The sequence below is a fragment of the Pseudoalteromonas sp. AS84 genome (genome assembly GCF_038900255.1).
In the GTDB taxonomy this organism is placed as follows: domain Bacteria; phylum Pseudomonadota; class Gammaproteobacteria; order Enterobacterales; family Alteromonadaceae; genus Pseudoalteromonas.
In genome coordinates, this window is the sequence record NZ_JBBMQY010000006.1 from 136488 (window position 1) to 154540 (window position 18053).

13 protein-coding genes and 1 pseudogene are annotated in these 18053 nt (G+C 39.4%); 7 read left to right on the forward strand and 7 right to left on the reverse strand.

Annotated elements, in window-relative coordinates:
• Window positions 1–14 precede the first annotated feature (14 nt).
• On the forward strand, window positions 15–2507 hold the full coding sequence (locus WNY79_RS08720; RefSeq protein ID WP_342875665.1) for a PBP1A family penicillin-binding protein: 2493 nt from the start codon (window positions 15–17) through the stop codon (window positions 2505–2507).
• A 64-nt stretch (window positions 2508–2571) separates the two neighbouring features.
• Here the strand turns inward: WNY79_RS08720 and metL are convergent, their stop codons facing one another.
• Together metL and metB are read right to left on the reverse strand one after the other, a co-directional pair.
• Complete coding sequence (gene metL, locus WNY79_RS08725) at window positions 2572–4917, reverse strand: bifunctional aspartate kinase/homoserine dehydrogenase II (RefSeq protein ID WP_342875666.1); 2346 nt, start codon at window positions 4915–4917, stop codon at window positions 2572–2574.
• A gap of 5 nt (window positions 4918–4922) precedes the next feature.
• Window positions 4923–6170, reverse strand: a complete 1248-nt coding sequence (metB, locus tag WNY79_RS08730) for a cystathionine gamma-synthase (RefSeq protein WP_342875667.1) — start codon at window positions 6168–6170, stop codon at window positions 4923–4925.
• Between the two features lie 289 nt (window positions 6171–6459).
• Here metB and metJ point away from each other — a divergent pair, with 289 nt between their 5' ends.
• A complete protein-coding gene (gene metJ / locus WNY79_RS08735; protein ID WP_007586263.1) occupies window positions 6460–6780 on the forward strand; it encodes a met regulon transcriptional regulator MetJ in 321 nt (106 codons plus the stop codon).
• Window positions 6781–7025: 245 nt separating this feature from the next.
• Here the strand turns inward: metJ and WNY79_RS08740 are convergent, their stop codons facing one another.
• Together WNY79_RS08740 and rpmE are read right to left on the reverse strand one after the other, a co-directional pair.
• Entirely contained in the window at window positions 7026–8267 is a 1242-nt protein-coding gene (locus tag WNY79_RS08740; protein WP_076925368.1) for a malic enzyme-like NAD(P)-binding protein, read from the reverse strand.
• A 525-nt stretch (window positions 8268–8792) separates the two neighbouring features.
• A complete protein-coding gene (gene rpmE / locus WNY79_RS08745; RefSeq protein WP_002958369.1) occupies window positions 8793–9008 on the reverse strand; it encodes a 50S ribosomal protein L31 in 216 nt (71 codons plus the stop codon).
• Between the two features lie 230 nt (window positions 9009–9238).
• Between rpmE and priA the strand changes: the two genes are divergently transcribed.
• From priA to WNY79_RS08770, 5 genes are all read left to right on the forward strand, one after another.
• The gene (gene priA, locus WNY79_RS08750) at window positions 9239–11425 is read left to right on the forward strand and encodes a primosomal protein N' (RefSeq protein WP_342875668.1); all 2187 of its coding nucleotides are present in this window, start codon (window positions 9239–9241) and stop codon (window positions 11423–11425) included.
• 20 nt (window positions 11426–11445) lie between these two features.
• A complete protein-coding gene (locus tag WNY79_RS08755; protein ID WP_024600429.1) occupies window positions 11446–11973 on the forward strand; it encodes an SPOR domain-containing protein in 528 nt (175 codons plus the stop codon).
• A gap of 79 nt (window positions 11974–12052) precedes the next feature.
• Window positions 12053–12571, forward strand: coding sequence for an ATP-dependent protease subunit HslV (gene hslV, locus WNY79_RS08760; protein WP_002958366.1), 519 nt, complete (start codon window positions 12053–12055; stop codon window positions 12569–12571).
• An 11-nt stretch (window positions 12572–12582) separates the two neighbouring features.
• The gene (gene hslU, locus WNY79_RS08765) at window positions 12583–13911 is read left to right on the forward strand and encodes an HslU--HslV peptidase ATPase subunit (RefSeq protein WP_024600428.1); all 1329 of its coding nucleotides are present in this window, start codon (window positions 12583–12585) and stop codon (window positions 13909–13911) included.
• 62 nt (window positions 13912–13973) lie between these two features.
• On the forward strand, window positions 13974–14348 hold the full coding sequence (locus WNY79_RS08770) for a gamma-butyrobetaine hydroxylase-like domain-containing protein (RefSeq protein ID WP_342875669.1): 375 nt from the start codon (window positions 13974–13976) through the stop codon (window positions 14346–14348).
• 85 nt (window positions 14349–14433) lie between these two features.
• Here WNY79_RS08770 and WNY79_RS08775 read toward each other — a convergent pair whose 3' ends face one another.
• The 3 genes and pseudogenes from WNY79_RS08775 to WNY79_RS08785 form a co-directional block, all read right to left on the reverse strand.
• Window positions 14434–16314 carry a methyl-accepting chemotaxis protein gene (locus WNY79_RS08775; RefSeq protein WP_304182180.1) on the reverse strand — a complete coding sequence of 627 codons (1881 nt, stop codon included), beginning with the start codon at window positions 16312–16314 and terminating at the stop codon, window positions 14434–14436.
• A gap of 109 nt (window positions 16315–16423) precedes the next feature.
• Window positions 16424–17459, reverse strand: a pseudogene (locus WNY79_RS08780) (MJ1255/VC2487 family glycosyltransferase).
• Window positions 17456–17995, reverse strand: a complete 540-nt coding sequence (locus tag WNY79_RS08785) for a phosphatase PAP2 family protein (protein ID WP_024600424.1) — start codon at window positions 17993–17995, stop codon at window positions 17456–17458. Before WNY79_RS08785 ends, WNY79_RS08780 begins: the two are co-directional and overlap by 4 nt.
• Window positions 17996–18053: the final 58 nt, after the last annotated feature.

Consider the following 18053-nt stretch of genomic DNA (forward strand, 5'->3'; position numbering starts at 1 on the left):
TTAGGGAAATATAAGTGATTTTATTAAAACGAACTTTACAATTTTTTATCATTTGTGTGTTAATTGGTCTGATTACTTTGATCAGTCTTTATTACTACGTTAAACCTGATATCCCCAGTGTGCAAGTTTTAAAAGACGTGCAATTACAAACTCCTATGCAAGTATTCACTAAAGATGGGCTTTTAATCAATCAATTTGGTGAAAAACGTCGTATTCCAGTGACTATTGATGAAATCCCTCAAACACTCATTAATGCATTTCTAGCGACAGAAGATAATCGATTTTACGATCATATAGGCATAGACCCTATTGGCATCGTACGTTCGGCTGTTGTTCTTATATCTACTGGCGAGAAAAAACAAGGTGCAAGTACTATTACTATGCAGCTTGCTCGTAATTTCTTTTTAACACGCGAAAAAGCATATATACGCAAAGTTAAAGAGATATTTATAGCGCTTCATATCGAAGATGTATTAACAAAAGACGAAATTTTAGAGCTTTATCTTAATAAAATAGAATTAGGTAATCGTGCTTTCGGTATTGGTGCAGCAGCGCAAGTTTATTACGGTAAAGAGCTAAAAGATTTAACACTTGCACAAATGGCGATGATTGCAGGTTTACCTAAAGCACCTTCTGCATTAAACCCAATTCGTAACCCAACGCGTGCAAAAGCACGCCGAAATGTAGTTTTAGGCCGTTTACTTACCGAAGACTATATAACACAAGAGCAATATAACGAAGCAACTAGCCAACCTATTACAGCTTATTTTCACGGCGCAGAAATAAACTTATACGCACCGTATATCTCTGAAATGGTGCGTGCCGAAATGGTTTCGCGCTATGGGGTAGATAAAGCATACAACTCAGGTTTTAAAATTTTTACCTCAGTAGAATCAAAGGTTCAAAAAGCAGCGCAAAACGCACTTGTAAATAACTTACACGATTACGATATGCGTCATGGTTTTAGAGGTCCAACTGATATTTTATGGAATCCTGAAACACAACCAGCTTTAACTGAGCAAAAAATACTCAATAAATTACAGAGCGTAAATGAATTAGGCACTTTAAAAGTTGCAGCAGTACTTAGTGTTAATGATAAAACAGCTACTGTATTACTTAAAAACGGTGAACAAACAACCCTCACTTGGGATAATTTAAAATGGGCGCGTAAGTATATTACTCGCTACCGCCAAAGCTTTGCTCCAAAAGCAGCTACCGACATTTTAACACCAGGTATGCAAATATGGGTACGTCAAAACGAAGATAGCAGCTTCTTATTAAGCCAAGTACCGGAAGCATCAAGCGCTATTGTCTCACTCGATCCACAAGACGGTAGAATAAAAGCCATTGTAGGGGGTTACAGCTTTGAGCAAAGCCAATACAATCGTGCGGTACAAGCTAAGCGTCAAGTGGGTTCTAATATAAAACCTTTTATATATTCAGCAGCACTTGAAAAGGGCTACACGCTTGCGTCTATATTAAACGATGCACCTATAAACCAATGGGATAAAAGCCAAGGCGTAGCATGGCGTCCTAAAAATAGCCCCGCTGTTTACAACGGTCCTATTCGAATTCGCCGTGCTTTAGCACAGTCTAAAAACGTTATTTCGGTGCGTTTACTGCGTGGTGTTGGATTACAACGTACAGCTGATCACTTACTAAAATTTGGCTTTAAAGACGCTGACATTAATCGCAGTGAATCATTAGCCCTTGGCAGTGCTTCCATTACTCCCCTTGAACTTGCCCGAGGCATGAGTACATTTGCCAATGGCGGTCACTTAATTGAACCTTACTTCATCTCAGAAATTCAAGATGCTTATGGCAATGTATTGTTTAAAGCAAACCCTGCTCTTGCCTGTGACGAAGAGCCTTTGCCAACACTCAATGCACTCTCAATTCATAATAGTGATGGTGAAGAGGAGCAAACTAAAAAATGTGCACCGAGAATTATTTCTAAGCAGAATGCATTTTTAATTGCCGATGCTATGAATAGTGCAATCTGGGGGGGGGGTAGCTGGGCTCATAAAACAGGTTGGAGTGGAACCGGTTGGCGAGCACAAGCACTAGACCGTCGCGATATTTCGGGTAAAACAGGCACAACTAATGACTCAGTAGATACCTGGTTTAGCGGTTTTAATAGTAATGTGATGACCTCAGTTTGGGTTGGCTTTGATAATCCGGGCAACGCTCTTGGTCGCTCTACATATAACAACAACCTAGATAGCAGCCAAATATCAGGTGCTGAATCGGGCGCTAAAACCGCACAGCCAGCATGGGTTGAATTTATGAAAGCGGCACTAGAAGGCAAGCCCGAAGCTCCAATTGAGCCGCCTGAGGGACTTGTTTCTATTCGTATTGATTTAGCTACTGGTTTATTAAGCCATAAAAATGACTACACAAGTCGATTTGAATATTTTGAAAAAGGCACCGCACCTACAAAGTATGTGCTATCTCAGCCTAACGATATATTTGAAGAAGACACTAAAACAGAAGAAGAGCTATTTTAATAATATGTACGTAATACAAAAACGGCAGCTTATTTAAGCTGCCGTTTTTATTTAAACCAAAGGTTTATTTTAAGTTTTGAACAAGCCAATATAAATCAGAGTGCACACCCGCAGCGGTCACTTCCCTACCCGCTCCTGGCCCCTGAATCACTAATGCGTTATCGCTATACCATTTGCTATTAATGACAAAAATATTATCACCAGGAGTAAGGTTTGCTAACGCATCGCCATTAGGCACATACGCTATTCCCACTTTAGCGATTACTTCACCTTGTTTGATTTCTAACAAGCCCGTGTATCTAAGTACTGAATTTTTAGCTTTTGCTGTAGCTGCATGCTCTTCAATGAATGCATCTAGCTGTGTTTTTTTATTTAAAAAGTCATCCCAACTTCCCAGCGCAAGTTCATCAGGCATCAATGCCGATAAGCTAATATCGTCAAGTTCAAGCTCTACACCTAGCTCTCGAGCTAAAATAAGTAGTTTACGCTGCATATCTCGCCCAGATAAATCTTCGCGAGGGTCTGGCTCTGTGAATCCCATTTTCTGAGCTTCTAGTACCAACTCAGAAAATGGCCTAATTCCATCATATTTACTGCATAACCACGAAAGCGTGCCTGAGAAAACACCTTCTATACGTGTTATTTTATCGCCACTATTTTGCAAATCAGCCAAAGCAAAGTTAATAGGTAAGCCAGCGCCTACACTGGTGTTATATCGCCAATGTAAATTACGTTCTAAAATATTACTACGAAGTGCTTTATACCAAGTAGTAGATGCTGTTCCAGCGTATTTATTAGCACTAATTAAATGACAGTCTCTATCTACAAAGTCTGGATATAACAAGCTAAATTGTTCACTTGCGGTAATATCAATTAAAATTTTATGCTCGTAATCGAGCTCATTTATAGCATTCAGTAAATCTGCAGATTGATAGCTATTAGCCTCATGCTGCCATTGAGTTTTCCATTGCTGCGTATTAATACCACTTGCATTAAACAGCATTTTTTTAGAGCGAATTAGACCGACTAATTTAATACTAAAGTCATCCGATAAGCGCTCAAATTGTGCCGATAACTGTTTAATAAAAACGTCGCCAACGTTACCAAGCCCCGCAACTATAATTGCGATTTCTTGGCCTTTATTAATTAGCTTATCGTGTAAGGCACTTTGTATATCACTATCTATAAATTGATCGGTAAGCAATAAAGCATATCCAGTATCTTGATGGACAAAACGAGGTTTTATGCTGTGGAGTTTTAATAAGTCTAACGCTTGTAGGCATAATGTATTAACGTCTTGCTCAGGCGCTACAATTGCGCAGCCATTTAAATTTGACTCGCTAATATTTGCTCTACCCGCAAAGTAATTAATAACCAGATAAGTTTGTGCTGCTGGCACTACCAGATACACTTCACCATTATGGTTAAAGTGATGAAGGCTATGCTGAATAAGCTGACTAACACTTGCAACCTCTCCTTCACTTAACCCTTCAACCATTAATAGGTCAACATTTTGCAACGTGGTTATAAAACGTTTTTTCTTCGCTGAACCTTCTTTTACTATATCTGTTGGACTTGCTTGCACATCAAAACTACTGCGAACAGCTAGCTTAATATCTGTGTTTTTAAGTGGCGATAGTGTTTTTGCATGTAATACAGGATTACCCAAACGAGCTAATAAATTAGCTTGCCCACGGCAAATTTTGCCGTATTTAATCGCTTTTTTTACCTTTCGAGGATCAGTGCTATACACTCCCTGTGTATCAGTCCAAATACATACTTGCTTAGCATTGCAATAATTTGCAAGTAGTGTTGTACTGTAGTCACTCCCATTTCGGCCAAGCGTTACTGTCTCGCCTTTGATATCTGCGGCAATAAACCCAGTAACAACATTTATTTTATTAGGCAAAATTAACTGCCCACATTGCTGCGCATTTTGCGCATGCATTAATTCGCCATCATTTAAGGTAAAAAGAGTACGTGCATCTTCAGCGCATGCCTCAATATTTAGCTGCTGTAAATAAGTAGCGAGTAAACGTGCTGACCACAGTTCGCCATGTGCAAGTAATGCAGCCTCTTTTAGCTGCTCAGCTTGAGCAAGTTCTGCAATATAGCTAAGCTCGGTATTTAGTGTTTTAAGTGCACTTCGTTTTAAATCAGCTTCTAATAACTGCTCTATTAAATCACTTTGATGGTTATTTAACTGCAGTAAAATATCAGATACTGCTTGAGTATCTTGTTTTTGATAGCTTTGCCAAAGTAATACTAGCGTATCGGTTGTCTTACCCGCAGCCGATACCACCACACAATCACCCGGTTGAGTATGTGTAATTATTATTTTTGCTACGCTTTGGTATCGCTCACTTGAGCTTAAACTCGATCCACCAAATTTATGTATACAGTTAACCATATTAATCACCAAAGCGCCGGACGAGCTGCACTTAATTTAACGTTACCACCAGAAGTGCCTGCTCCTTTGCCTACACGGCCAACATTTTTATTTTGCCCTGGTTTTACAAGTTCAAACACTCGCTCAAAATCAGCGACTAAATCGTGTATATCTTCAATACCTACCGAAATACGAATAAGCGTATCGCCCACACCCGCCTCTAAACGTGCTGTTGCCTCCATGCCTGCGTGCGTCATGGTAGCGGGGTGACAAATTAAGCTCTCTACGCCACCTAATGACTCAGCTAAACTAAACGTTTTAAGGCTAGTTAAAAATGCCGCAGCGTCGTTTATATCGCCTTTAATATCAAAACTAACCATGCCACCAAAACCAAGTTGCTGTGCTTTAGCCAGCTCATGTTGAGGATGTGACTCAAGACCTGGGTAGTAAACTTGGCTTACATATTCAGAGCTTTCAAGGTACTTAGCTATTGCCAGTGCATTTTCTTGATGCTGCCTTAGGCGCACATTTAAAGTACGTAAACCACGAAGCGTTAAATAGCTATCAAAAGGCGCACCCGTAATACCAATGTTATTAGCCCACCAAGCAAGCTCATCGCCTAACTCTTGTGTTGCGGCAATAACAGCGCCGCCTACTACATCTGAGTGTCCGTTAATGTATTTAGTGGTTGAATGCACCACAATATCTACACCAAAATTAATAGGATTTTGTAAAGCAGGCGACAAAAACGTGTTATCTGCAGCCACCAATGCACCGCATTGCTTTGCAACATCGGTAACCGCTTTAATATCTGTTAAACGAAGTACTGGGTTACTTGGGGTTTCTATCCAAATAAGCTTGGGTTTAATTACTAAAATTTGTTGAAGGCTTTCTTCTTTTGTTAAATCTAATATTTCGAGCTTTAGTAGTCCGCGTTTTTGTAAAGATGTAAATAAACGATAGCTGCCACCATAACAGTCATGTGGAATTACTAACGTATCGTCACTATTAAGTAGCTGAGTAGCTAAATGCACGGCAGCCATGCCTGTAGCTGTAATTATGCCACGAGCGCCACCTTCAAGCTTAGCAAGCGTCTCAGCTAAAACATCACGATTAGGATTACCGCTACGACCATAATCATACTCACGCTTAGTATCAAAGTCGGCAAACGAATAAGTAGTCGATAAATAAATTGGCGGTACCACCGCACCATGATGTTTATCAGCATCAACGCCGTTACGTACAGCAATGGTCGCTTTGTTTTTTTCACTCATATTCGTCACCTGATTAATTTGGATGTTTAGACGTCCAAAAGAGTAAGTTATCCGTTTTGATAAGTCAAAGTATTTTAAAGCTCTAGATGGCTAAAAGTAGAAGGGGCCTCTGCGAATAACACATTTTAGCTCACAAAAGTGTGCTTATCTTTACACCTACAATAGGCTTATTAAGATAGATCGGTATCTATTATTTGACTATCTTTTTTAAATCGATAGAATTTCACGCATATTTACACGCTTTTTATACCGTGTGAGAAATTAATAATCTGAGGCAACGATACATCTTATGGCTAAATGGAATGGTGAGTATATTCACCCATACGCAGAACACGGTAAAAAATCAGAGCAAGTGAAAAAGATCACCGTTTCGATCCCGCTAAATGTATTAAAGGTATTAACTGACGAACGTACACGTCGTCAAATCAATAACCTTCGCCATGCTACAAATAGTGAATTGCTATGTGAAGCATTTTTGCATGCTTTTACTGGCCAACCTTTACCAAATGACGATGACTTACGTAAAGATAACGCCGAAAAAGTGCCAGAAGAAGTTAAAAAAATAATGCAAGAAATGGGTCTAGAAGTACCCGTTTTAAACGAAGAATAATACCAATTCCATTAAGTATGTGATCTAAATTTTACGTCGAAAAAATAATTCAGTTCTAGGCGTAAATTGAAGTAAATGGTTATTCCCTTTGCGAAATTTACAACAAAGAAATGGGTTGTTTTAGCAAGTAAAATAGATCAGCTATTTATTGGAATTGGTATAAATATTACAAAGACAAAAAAACCTCAGTAATTACTGAGGTTTTTTTATGTCTAAATTTTATTGCATAGCTCTACTGTATAGATTTACTGCATATAATTTTCTGGCAAATCAATTTGCGCAACACCTGACTCAACAGCAGCTAGGGCAACAGCTCTTGCTATACGCGGCAGTAACCGAGGGTCCATTGGTTTTGGAATAATATACTGTGCACCAAACTCTAATTTATCTACGCCTGCTGCTTTTAAAACTTCTGCAGGTACAGGCTCTTTAGCAATACTACGGATAGCCTCAACTGCAGCAATTTTCATTTCATCGTTAATAGCGCTTGCACGCACATCAAGCGCACCACGGAAAATAAACGGGAAACATAAAACATTGTTAACCTGATTTGGGTAATCAGAGCGCCCTGTTGCCATAATTAAATCGTTACGTGCGCCGTGCGCAAGTGCAGGATCGATCTCAGGATCTGGGTTTGAACATGCAAACACAACTGGTTTTTCAGCCATTAGCTTTAAATCTTCAGCCGCTAATAAGTTAGGGCCAGAAACACCTACAAACACATCAGCATCTGCAATTACATCTTGCAATGTACGCTTATCGGTATTGTTAGCAAAAAGCTGTTTATATTCATTTAAATCATCGCGGCGGGTATGAATAACACCTTTGCGGTCAAGCATATAAATGTGTTCGCGCAGTGCTCCGCACTTAATCAACAGCTCCATACACGCAACAGCGGCAGCGCCAGCCCCTAAACATACAATAATTGCATCTTCAATTGACTTACCTTGTACTTCTAACGCATTTAACATGCCCGCAGCCGTTACAATCGCAGTTCCGTGTTGATCATCATGAAAAACAGGAATGCTACAACGCTCTATTAATGCTTTTTCAATTTCAAAACACTCTGGTGCTTTAATATCTTCAAGGTTAATACCACCGAATGTATCGGCAATATTGGCAACCGTATTAATAAAGTCTTCTGTTGTACGGTGCTTAACTTCAATATCAATTGAATCAAGGCCAGCGAAACGTTTGAACAATAACGCTTTACCTTCCATTACAGGTTTAGACGCTAAAGGGCCTAAATTACCAAGTCCGAGAATTGCAGTACCATTAGTGATAACCGCAACCATATTACCTTTACCGGTATATTTATATGCATTTGCAGGATCTGCAGCAATTTCACGTACAGGTTCGGCAACGCCAGGGCTATAAGCTAGGGCTAAGTCTTGAACTGTTTCAGCGGGCTTTGTTAGCTCAATGCTAATTTTACCAGGTACGGGGTGTGAGTGATAATGTAGTGCTTGTTCACGAAAGTCAGACATAACGCGATGGTATCCTGCAATTTAAGTTAAAGTGAGAGGTGGAGTCTTGGGGTACGATACCCTTATTATTTTTAAATTCCAAGCAATATCAGGTCTATCCTGTTATATGCTATATCCTTTAATTTTAAGAGGTTTTTCAGTAACTTTGCAGGATTATATAAACATTTAATAAATAAAAATTCACCTAAAAAGTAAGTTTTAAGGTGCTTTTATGCCTAGTGAAATATTAAAAAAATGTATGTATAAAGTATCACCATAAACTTAAATAACAGCCTACTACTCTACTTTAAAAACAGATAAGCCCACGTTAGCTACTTTTATCAACCTAGTTAAAAATTGTACTATTTAAAATATAGAGAATATCTATCGATTTGTCTGTAAAGGTTTATGCATACTCAGAATAAGAATAGGAAATAGTTATGCAAAGAGGGTTATATCCAAAGTTAGCTAAATAAGGTAATAAATGGCGAATTTTAGGCACAAAAAAAGCACCCTAAGGTGCTTTTTTTAACTAAACAGCAATAATTACTTCTTGCTGCTAAGTGCACCGAAGCGCTTGTTGAAGCGATCAACACGGCCGCCAGTGTCTAAAATCTTTTGCTTACCAGTGTAAAACGGGTGACACGCAGAACATACGTCTAAGTGAATGTCTTTACAAAGAGTTGAGCTAGTTTCGAATTTGTTTCCGCATGAACATGTTGCAGAAATTACTTCGTACTTAGGGTGAATACCTTCTTTCATAGGAACCTCTAGTTAAGGCCGCATCGCTCTCCAAACCCGAAGTCTGGCACCATACGTCGTTAAAACAAATTTGTTGGTGGCGGATTTTATCCAACAACGTTCCCCTACACAAGTATTTATTTATGTTTTAGCCAAAAAAGTGAACAATCTCTGCCTCAAGCACTATTGCTAGTAGGTTTTTTACGGTAATTTTAGTACATTACAGCATTAATTTTACGGGTTGAGTTGTTATGAGTTTTGTTGAAGTTGCTATTAAAGTCCCGCTCCCACGCACCTTTGATTATAAAATAGAAGAACAGCTCAGCGGCCTCTCAACGCCTTTACTACCTGGTATGCGCGTTTTGGTACCTTTTGGTAACCAAAAAAAAGTGGCTGTTGTTCTGGGTATTAAAAGCAGTACCGACGTCCCTTTAGATAAAATTAAGAATATTATAGAGGTAATAGACGACGCCCCTATTTTAAGTACTCAGCACCTAGATCTCCTTAGCTTTACCGCGCGCTATTATTGCTATCCTTTAGGCGAAACTATTCATATAGCGCTACCCGCTGTACTTCGCCAAGGTGAATCACCTGATAAAACCAGTATTAATATGGTTGCTTTAACTGAAAAAGGCGCAAAAGTACCGTCATTAAAAGCTAAAACACAGCTCAACTTATTAAAACAGTTATCGCAATCAGGTAAGTCATCGTTAACTGAGTTAAAGGCACTGGGCTTTAGTAAAAAAACAATAGATAGCCTAATAGATAAAGAGCTTATTACGCAAACTATTGAACACGATAACCAATGGCAAAGCGTTGTACCAACTGTCGGTAGCAAACCTATACTTAATAAAGAACAAGCGGTTGCCTGTACAGCAATAAATCAAAGTACTGGATTTAGCAGCTTTTTATTAGAAGGCGTCACTGGCAGTGGTAAAACAGAAGTGTATTTACAGTGCCTAGAAGAAGTATTAAAACGTGGTGAGCAAGCATTAGTATTAGTGCCAGAAATAGGTTTAACGCCACAAACTGTAAACCGTTTTCGTCGCCGCTTTCCTGATACACCCATTATGCTTTGGCACTCAGCACTTACCGATAACGAACGCTTACAAACATGGCGCTTTTGCGAAAAAGGCAGTTGTGCGATAGTTATTGGGACGCGTTCGAGTATTTTTCTGCCATTTTTAAAACTAGGTATGATTGTTGTTGATGAAGAGCACGACTCGTCATTTAAACAACAAGATACCCTTCGTTACCATGCCCGTGATTTAGCCGCTTACAGAGCTTTTCAGCATAAAATCCCGCTTATATTAGGCAGCGCTACACCCGCTCTTGAAACACTTCACAAGGCAATTAATAACAAATACCAGCTATTAAGCTTAACTGAGCGTGCACAAACAGCGACCGACAACCAATTTAAGTTACTCGATATGAAAGGCCAACCCGACCAAGCGGGTATTGCCCACGCAAGCCTTGCTACTATGCGCCAGCATTTAAATCGCGGTAAACAGGTTATGGTATTTTTAAATCGCCGAGGTTTCTCGCCAACCCTAATTTGTCATGAGTGCGGTTGGTTGAGCGAATGTAAACGCTGTAGTACCAGCGCTACATTTCATAAAGCGATTGGACAAATGATCTGTCATCACTGTGGCGACCAGTACACTGTCCCTCACCAATGTCCTGATTGCGGGAGCACACAAATATTCCCTAACGGTAAAGGCACAGAGCAAATTGAAGAGTTTTTATCTACCGAATTTCCTGATACACCTGTTACTCGTATAGATCGCGATTCAACTCGTCGTAAAGGTAGCCTTGAAAAAGCACTTGATGAAATCAACCTAGGAGGCGCACGCATTTTAGTGGGAACACAAATGCTTGCCAAAGGCCATCACTTTGCAGATGTAAGCCTTGTTATAATTTTAGATGTAGATAGCGGCTTATACTCATGCGACTTCAGAGCGACAGAACATTTAGCGCAATTAGTCACCCAAGTAGCGGGGCGTGCTGGACGTTCAGGAGAGCCTGGTCAAGTGTTATTACAAACACACTTTCCAGAACACCCTCTTTTACAAGACTTAGTTAATAATGGTTACCAAGACTTTGCCCGCTTTGCACTGAGTGAGCGCGATGATGCTGACTTACCGCCCATTACAAATATGGCCATTGTGCGTGCACAAGGGCATAGTATTAAACTAGTCGTCGATTTTTTGACGGATTTGGTTCCTGTGAATGGGGTATCTGGTATACAATTGCTCGGTCCGATCCCTGCCCCACTTGAAAGAGTCGCAGGTATGTATCGTTTTCAATTGCATATTCAAGCGCAAGATCGCCGCATATTACATCAGTACCTTGCGCAAATGGTTGATTATTTAAGTACCAGTAAACTTGCACAAAAAGTACGCTGGAGCTTAGACGTAGACCCTATAGACATGATTTAGGTTAAGGCCAAAATAACACCATGGCACAGCACGATTATATTAATAAAAAGCCTGCAGGCAGAAACAGTAAAAAAAATGCACCCGCTAAAAAACCATTTCCTATTCTTTTAGCCGTTATAGCCATCTTACTCGTAGGTGGTTTTGCCTACACACTATGGTTTATTAAAAGTAATGCCGATCCAAAACTTGTCGAAAAACAAGCAAACCCATCTGCGCCCGCAAAAGTGGAAGTTGTTATTCCACGCACACCAGAATTTATTAAAGAAATTAGAAACCACGAGATTCAAGTTGAAGTAAAAGAACTTGAGCAAAAAGGTCCTTATGTTATGCAGTGCGGTTCGTTCAGAACTCATGCACAAGCTGAATCGTTAAAAGCTAAAATCGCATTTGCAGGGCTCATTTCTGAGATAAAACAGGCTGAAGGCAGCAATGGTACTTGGTATAAAGTACGTTTAGGTCCTTATAAAACCAAACGCCAAGCCGAAAGCGATAAAAACAAACTTAAACGTGTAAAAATAGTCGGCTGCGGAATTTGGGGCTGGACTTGAAAATAAACCATTCACCCATATAACCTCATCATAATCGTTTTTTACGAGTTGCCTCTGCAGCTCGATGATGAGGAATAACATGACTACTATCGTAAGTGTTCGCCGCGGCGACAAAGTTGTAATTGGCGGCGATGGCCAAGTTTCACTTGGTAACACCGTAATGAAGGGCAACGCCCGCAAAGTTCGACGTCTTTATAATGGCAAAGTAATCGCTGGTTTTGCCGGCGGTACTGCTGATGCCTTCACTCTTTTCGAACGTTTTGAAAGCAAATTAGAAATGCACCAAGGTAACCTAACTAAAGCCGCAGTAGAAATGGCTAAAGATTGGCGAAGTGACCGTGCACTTCGAAAACTCGAAGCGCTGCTCGCCGTAGCAGACGAAACAGCCTCTTTAATTATTACCGGTAATGGCGATGTAGTTCAGCCAGAAAACGATTTAATTGCAATTGGTAGTGGTGGTAACTTTGCGCAATCAGCTGCAACTGCCCTTTTAGAAAATACAGATTTAAGCGCTCGTGAAATAGTAGAGAAAAGCTTAACTATTGCAGGCAACATCTGCGTATTTACTAATAACTTCCAAACAATCGAAGAATTATAATAGGAACTATTATGTCTGATATGACCCCAAGAGAAATTGTTCACGAGCTAGATCAGCACATTATAGGTCAGGCTAAAGCTAAAAAAGCGGTTGCTATTGCACTTCGTAACCGCTGGCGCCGCATGCAATTAAATGAAGATTTACGCAGCGAAGTAACACCAAAAAATATATTAATGATTGGTCCGACAGGTGTAGGTAAAACAGAAATTGCCCGCCGTTTAGCAAAACTTGCTAACGCACCATTCATTAAAGTAGAAGCGACTAAATTCACTGAAGTTGGTTATGTTGGTAAAGAAGTAGATACGATCATACGTGACCTCGTTGATGTTTCAATTAAAATGACTCGCGAACAGCAAACTAAAAAGTTTAAACATCGCGCCGAAGAAGCAGCAGAAGAGCGTATCTTAGATGCACTTTTACCTCCTGTTAAAGACCAATATGGCGAAAGCCAACGCGACGATACTTCATCTACTCGCCAAACATTTCGCAAAAAATTACGTGAAGGTCAGCTAGATGATAAAGAAATCGAGATTGAATTAGCGCAAGCTCAATCAAACGTAGAAATTATGGCGCCTCCTGGTATGGAAGATATGACCAACCAGTTACAAAGCATGTTTCAAAACATGGGCGGCGATAAACGTACTAAACGTAAGTTAAAAATTAAAGAAGCCTTCAAACTATTAACAGAAGAAGAAGCCGCTAAATTAGTAAACCCTGAAGAGCTAAAAGAACAAGCTATTTTTGCAGTAGAGCAAAACGGTATTGTGTTTATAGATGAAATAGACAAAATTTGTAAGCGTGGTGATTCTTCAGGCCCAGATGTTAGCCGAGAAGGTGTTCAACGCGATTTACTACCTCTAATTGAAGGCTCAACGGTAAACACTAAGCACGGCATGGTTAAAACTGACCATATGTTATTTATTGCCTCAGGTGCGTTCCAAATGTCTAAACCATCAGACATGATACCTGAGCTACAAGGTCGCTTACCGATTCGAGTAGAACTTGAAGCACTTACTGCCGATGACTTTAAGCGTATCCTTACAGAGCCGCATGCATCGCTTACTGAGCAACAACGAGAGCTCCTTAAAACTGAGCAAGTAACGATTGAGTTTAGTGATGATGCAATTGAGCGCATTGCTAAGGCAGCGTGGCAAGTTAACGAAAAAACCGAAAACATCGGTGCTCGTCGCTTGCATACTGTGATGGAAAGATTGATGGAAGAAATTTCATACGATGCTTCTGAAAAGGCAGGTTCATCACTTGTCATTGACGCCGCTTACGTTGAAAAACATCTAGGTGCACTTGTTGAAGATGAAGACTTAAGCCGCTTCATTCTATAAAACGAATATAAACGTTATACTAAAAGCCTCCAGATTGGGGGCTTTTTAATGGGACATATAAAATGAAACACGTAATAAAAGTGCATTATCATAGTGTAAGTAAAAACCTAGATGTTTATTTTGATGATGATAGCCAAGCAGTCTTTAGCTGTGAATTCTTACGCGTTCACTCCCCCTCAGCTGAAGTGCAAGGTCATGGCTCTGGCCCTATGAAACTGGTTTTAAATAAGCAATCCGTAGGTATAAAAAATATAGTACCTGTTGGGCATTATGCACTGCGGTTAGATTTCGATGATGGTCATAACAGTGGGTTATTCAGCTGGAGTTATTTTGAAAAACTACAAGCGCAGCAACAAACATTGAGCAATGAATATTTGGCGAGCGTAGCCGAGCACGAACAAAACAAAAACAATGTACCAATAAAGTTTATTCCTTAAACCTTATGGGTAATTTAGGTGGGTATTTCTAAATTAGTTAACCTAAACCCTGGTTAAGATATTTACTATCCAGGGTTCAAGTTAGTTACACTTTAAACTTATCAATAGCGCTAAATAACACTCTAGCTTGCTCAGATACTTCTTCGCTAGTTTGGGCGTTTTTAGCAGCATGTTCAGTTGCATCTTGCGCAATGTCGCGAATTCTGACTACATTTTTATTAACCTCTGATGCCACTTGGCTTTGCTCGTCAATAGCAACCGCTATTTGAGAGCTCATTTCCATTATTGTTTGCACATCTTCAGTAATTGCGCCTAATAACTCACCGGCTTTAATTGCTTGCGAGGCACTTTCATCGCCTTGAGAACGACATTTGTGCATAATACTTACCACTTCTTGGGTACGCTGCTGTAAAGTACTTATAATACTCTCAATCTCACTTGTAGACTCTTGAGTGCGTTTTGCTAATGAACGAACCTCATCTGCAACAACAGCAAATCCACGACCATACTCACCAGCACGAGCTGCTTCGATTGCCGCATTAAGTGCGAGTAAATTTGTTTGATCTGCAATACCCCGGATTACATCAAGCACTGAACCAATTGTTTCGCCATCTTTTTCAAGTTGAGATACTACATTTGATGCATTCCCTAACGAATCAGATAGAGCCCTGATGTGCTTAACGGTAGAGTCTACTTCACTACGCCCTTGTTGAGCACTTAGGTTTGTTGATTCGGCTTTTTTTGCGGCCGCTTCAGTATTATGTGAAATATCTTGAATCGTCGCCTGCATTTCAGTAGCTGCAGTTGCAACCATATCAGCTTCATGTAATTGCTCTTGCATACCAGAGCTTGTTGCTGCAGTACTTTCTGATAAATGTTCGGTTGCCACATTAAGCGTATTTAAAGCACCATTAACTTCGTTAATCAAGTTCTTAAAATCGCCTATTAAGCTATTAAAGTCGACCGTCATAGTGGTAATTTCGTCTTTACCTGTTTGCTCTATCATTACGCTCAAATCGTTATTACGACGAATATCATTAATAGTGTGATAGACCCGTTCTATAGGCACAATAATCGAGCGACTCGTGAAATAAACCAACACTAAAACAATAATGCCAGCAGTCACAAAAATAAGAATAGCTAAAAACTGTGCCTGTTCAACGCTTTGCTCTACCTGTTGCTTAGTGCTTAATAGGATCTGCGCAACGATTGCATCACTTTGTTCAACACTTTTACGCATTTCTCCGAGTGCACCTGAATTTAAATCTAGCCCCAATTCAACCTGTGCCTCTACCAATGCTTGAAATTGAGTTTGGTAGGAGTTTAGAAAGCCATTTAATTCAGCAGTATACCCACTATCAAATTGAGCCTGAGAGATTTGCTGCTTTAAAGTATTAACCCCTTCATCAAATCGAGTTAAATACTTAAGGTCAAGACGTAGCATAAAATCTTTTTCAGCTCGTCTTAACTGTAATATTGAAGATAAGAGCTTGTAATCACCTTGCTCTTTGATCAAACTTTCAATCTCATGAACTGCACTTCTTAGTTCGCCATACAATCCATCCGTAGGATGTAACCCTATGCGTTTTTGTAGCACAACAACACTCATAAAATCATTGTTATAAGCACTTATTAAACTCTCTAGATTGCTTATTTTTTGGGTTTCGATACCCTGCTCTTGCATAATTAAGTTCAGCTTAGCAATTTTACTTTTAAGCTGATTATAATCTTGTTCAAATAAGTCTAATGCTTCTTTTTGTTTATAAAAAAGAAAGTTTTTTTCATGTTTACGCAGTTCTAATTCATGAATATTAAGCTCTTCAGCAAGCTGAATTGTTTTATTCAAGCTTAGCGTTGTTCTCGCTTCATAAATTATTACGCATAAAAGGACCACCATTGCTAAACCAACAACGACTGCGTTTAATTGTAAACGTCGTTTGATTGTTAAGTTTTGTAAAAAATTCATCGCTAACGCCTTTTTTTAATATGCATATTTATTATAGCTGATAGATACGAAGCGACTCATTAATTTAACTTTTTATTATTCTTTGTTATTCCTCGCTTTTTTATGTTTATCACTCTAAACCCACACTGTCCCATAAACCTTTATGTAACGATTGTGTATTATTCCATTGTTTTTTTTACCAACCAGTCAATTAAAGGCGCGGGATCGCTTGGGTAATTTATTTGCTTATTTTGTGGTGCGCCATTCCAATCATCAAGAGCTTGCGGGTTTAAATAGTTCATTACATGCGCCATACCCATAGCAAACAATGTTTGCGCATTTGCAGTCTGTTCAAATTGTCCGTTTAAAGGCTTTAATAGTAACTTTTTACCTAACTTAAGCGCTTCGCTGGCAAGCTCAAACCCAGCATTACCAATAACTCCACTCGTGTTTGCTAAGTCGTTTAAAAAACTCAAACGCGATGGGGAGCGTAAATGTATATGTCCAAAAGATTCATTGCGGGCATTTGGGTGATAGCAATAAAATTCTTTTTCGGGAAAGTCTTTTAAGTAATCAACAATGCTATCTAAGTTTTCAAAAGGTAAATATACCAATACCTTGTTCATCACCGCGACAGGGTTTTCATGGTTATGATGAGCAATAAACGGCGGGATTATATTATTTGCAAAAGGTTGCCAGTGCACGCCTAGGTAAGTAGACGCTGGTGCATAATGTTTAATTAGCGATTTTCTGAATATCCCTCGACCAAACATAGGTACGTTATCTGACAAAAATGCGGCTTGATGACTAATGCCAACAACAGGTATATCAGCTCTTTTTGCAGCCCACGCTGTAACGGGCTCAAAGTCATTAAGTACAAAATCGTACTGCTTTATGTCAAGCGATTTTATATCTCTCACCAGCTTACAAATTCGCATGTTTTTAAGTGTTTTTAAATTTTTTATTTGACCATTTTCAGTACTAAACGATAAGCCCCTATACGCTTTATAATCTGAGAATTCGTGCATATCAAAATAATCTTTATTTGCTCGTCCTGAAAACACATAATCAACATCAATACCGAGTTTATTAAAGCAGCTAGCCATAACCCTAGCTCGCGTTATATGACCATTACCGGTGCCCTGCACTCCATACAATATTTTCATACAGGTACCACGAGTGCTAACGCAAATAAACCACAAAAACTGCCAATAATCGCACCAATAACGATATCAGCTGGAAAGTGTACGCCTAATATCACACGAGAAATAGCCACACCAGCAGCCCAACTAAGTAGTAGCCATACATACTCAGGAAAAAAATGACTTAGTATAATTGCAACTAAAAACGCTGCAGCGCTGTGACCAGAGGGTAAACTAAATTTATCACTTGGTACTATATAGGCATTTTTTACTAAACAGTCGCATGGGCGGATCCGGGCAAATCTGTTTTTAGCTAATAAGTAAATAGGTCTTTCTATAGCAAAACCAATCAATATCGCTACGGGTAATAATTGATGCTGCTCATTATTACTAAGCCACCACACTGCTAAACACACGAGTATGTAAAGCCCACCGTCACCGCTTTTAGATAACCCGAACGCCATTGTTTTAAACCACTTCGGTGAGTTGCAATTAAATAGAGTTAAAAATAATTGCTCATCTAGCAGAGCTGCCCTTTTAAACATATTATTGTTACCCATCACTTACCCCTCATTGCATAATATATGAACACCGATTTAGCTTAGGTGTTGTAAATAA

Excerpts from the sequence above, each read along its gene's own strand:
- WNY79_RS08785 (WP_024600424.1), bottom strand. The coding sequence starts at position 17,995 with ATGGGTAACAATAATATGTTTAAAAGGGCAGCTCTGCTAGATGAGCAA.
- priA (WP_342875668.1), top strand. The coding sequence starts at position 9,239 with ATGAGTTTTGTTGAAGTTGCTATTAAAGTCCCGCTCCCACGCACCTTT.
- WNY79_RS08775 (WP_304182180.1), bottom strand. The coding sequence starts at position 16,314 with ATGAATTTTTTACAAAACTTAACAATCAAACGACGTTTACAATTAAAC.
- WNY79_RS08770 (WP_342875669.1), top strand. The coding sequence starts at position 13,974 with ATGAAACACGTAATAAAAGTGCATTATCATAGTGTAAGTAAAAACCTA.
- WNY79_RS08740 (WP_076925368.1), bottom strand. The coding sequence starts at position 8,267 with ATGTCTGACTTTCGTGAACAAGCACTACATTATCACTCACACCCCGTA.
- hslU (WP_024600428.1), top strand. The coding sequence starts at position 12,583 with ATGTCTGATATGACCCCAAGAGAAATTGTTCACGAGCTAGATCAGCAC.
- WNY79_RS08755 (WP_024600429.1), top strand. The coding sequence starts at position 11,446 with ATGGCACAGCACGATTATATTAATAAAAAGCCTGCAGGCAGAAACAGT.
- hslV (WP_002958366.1), top strand. The coding sequence starts at position 12,053 with ATGACTACTATCGTAAGTGTTCGCCGCGGCGACAAAGTTGTAATTGGC.
- metL (WP_342875666.1), bottom strand. The coding sequence starts at position 4,917 with ATGGTTAACTGTATACATAAATTTGGTGGATCGAGTTTAAGCTCAAGT.
- rpmE (WP_002958369.1), bottom strand. The coding sequence starts at position 9,008 with ATGAAAGAAGGTATTCACCCTAAGTACGAAGTAATTTCTGCAACATGT.
- metB (WP_342875667.1), bottom strand. The coding sequence starts at position 6,170 with ATGAGTGAAAAAAACAAAGCGACCATTGCTGTACGTAACGGCGTTGAT.
- metJ (WP_007586263.1), top strand. The coding sequence starts at position 6,460 with ATGGCTAAATGGAATGGTGAGTATATTCACCCATACGCAGAACACGGT.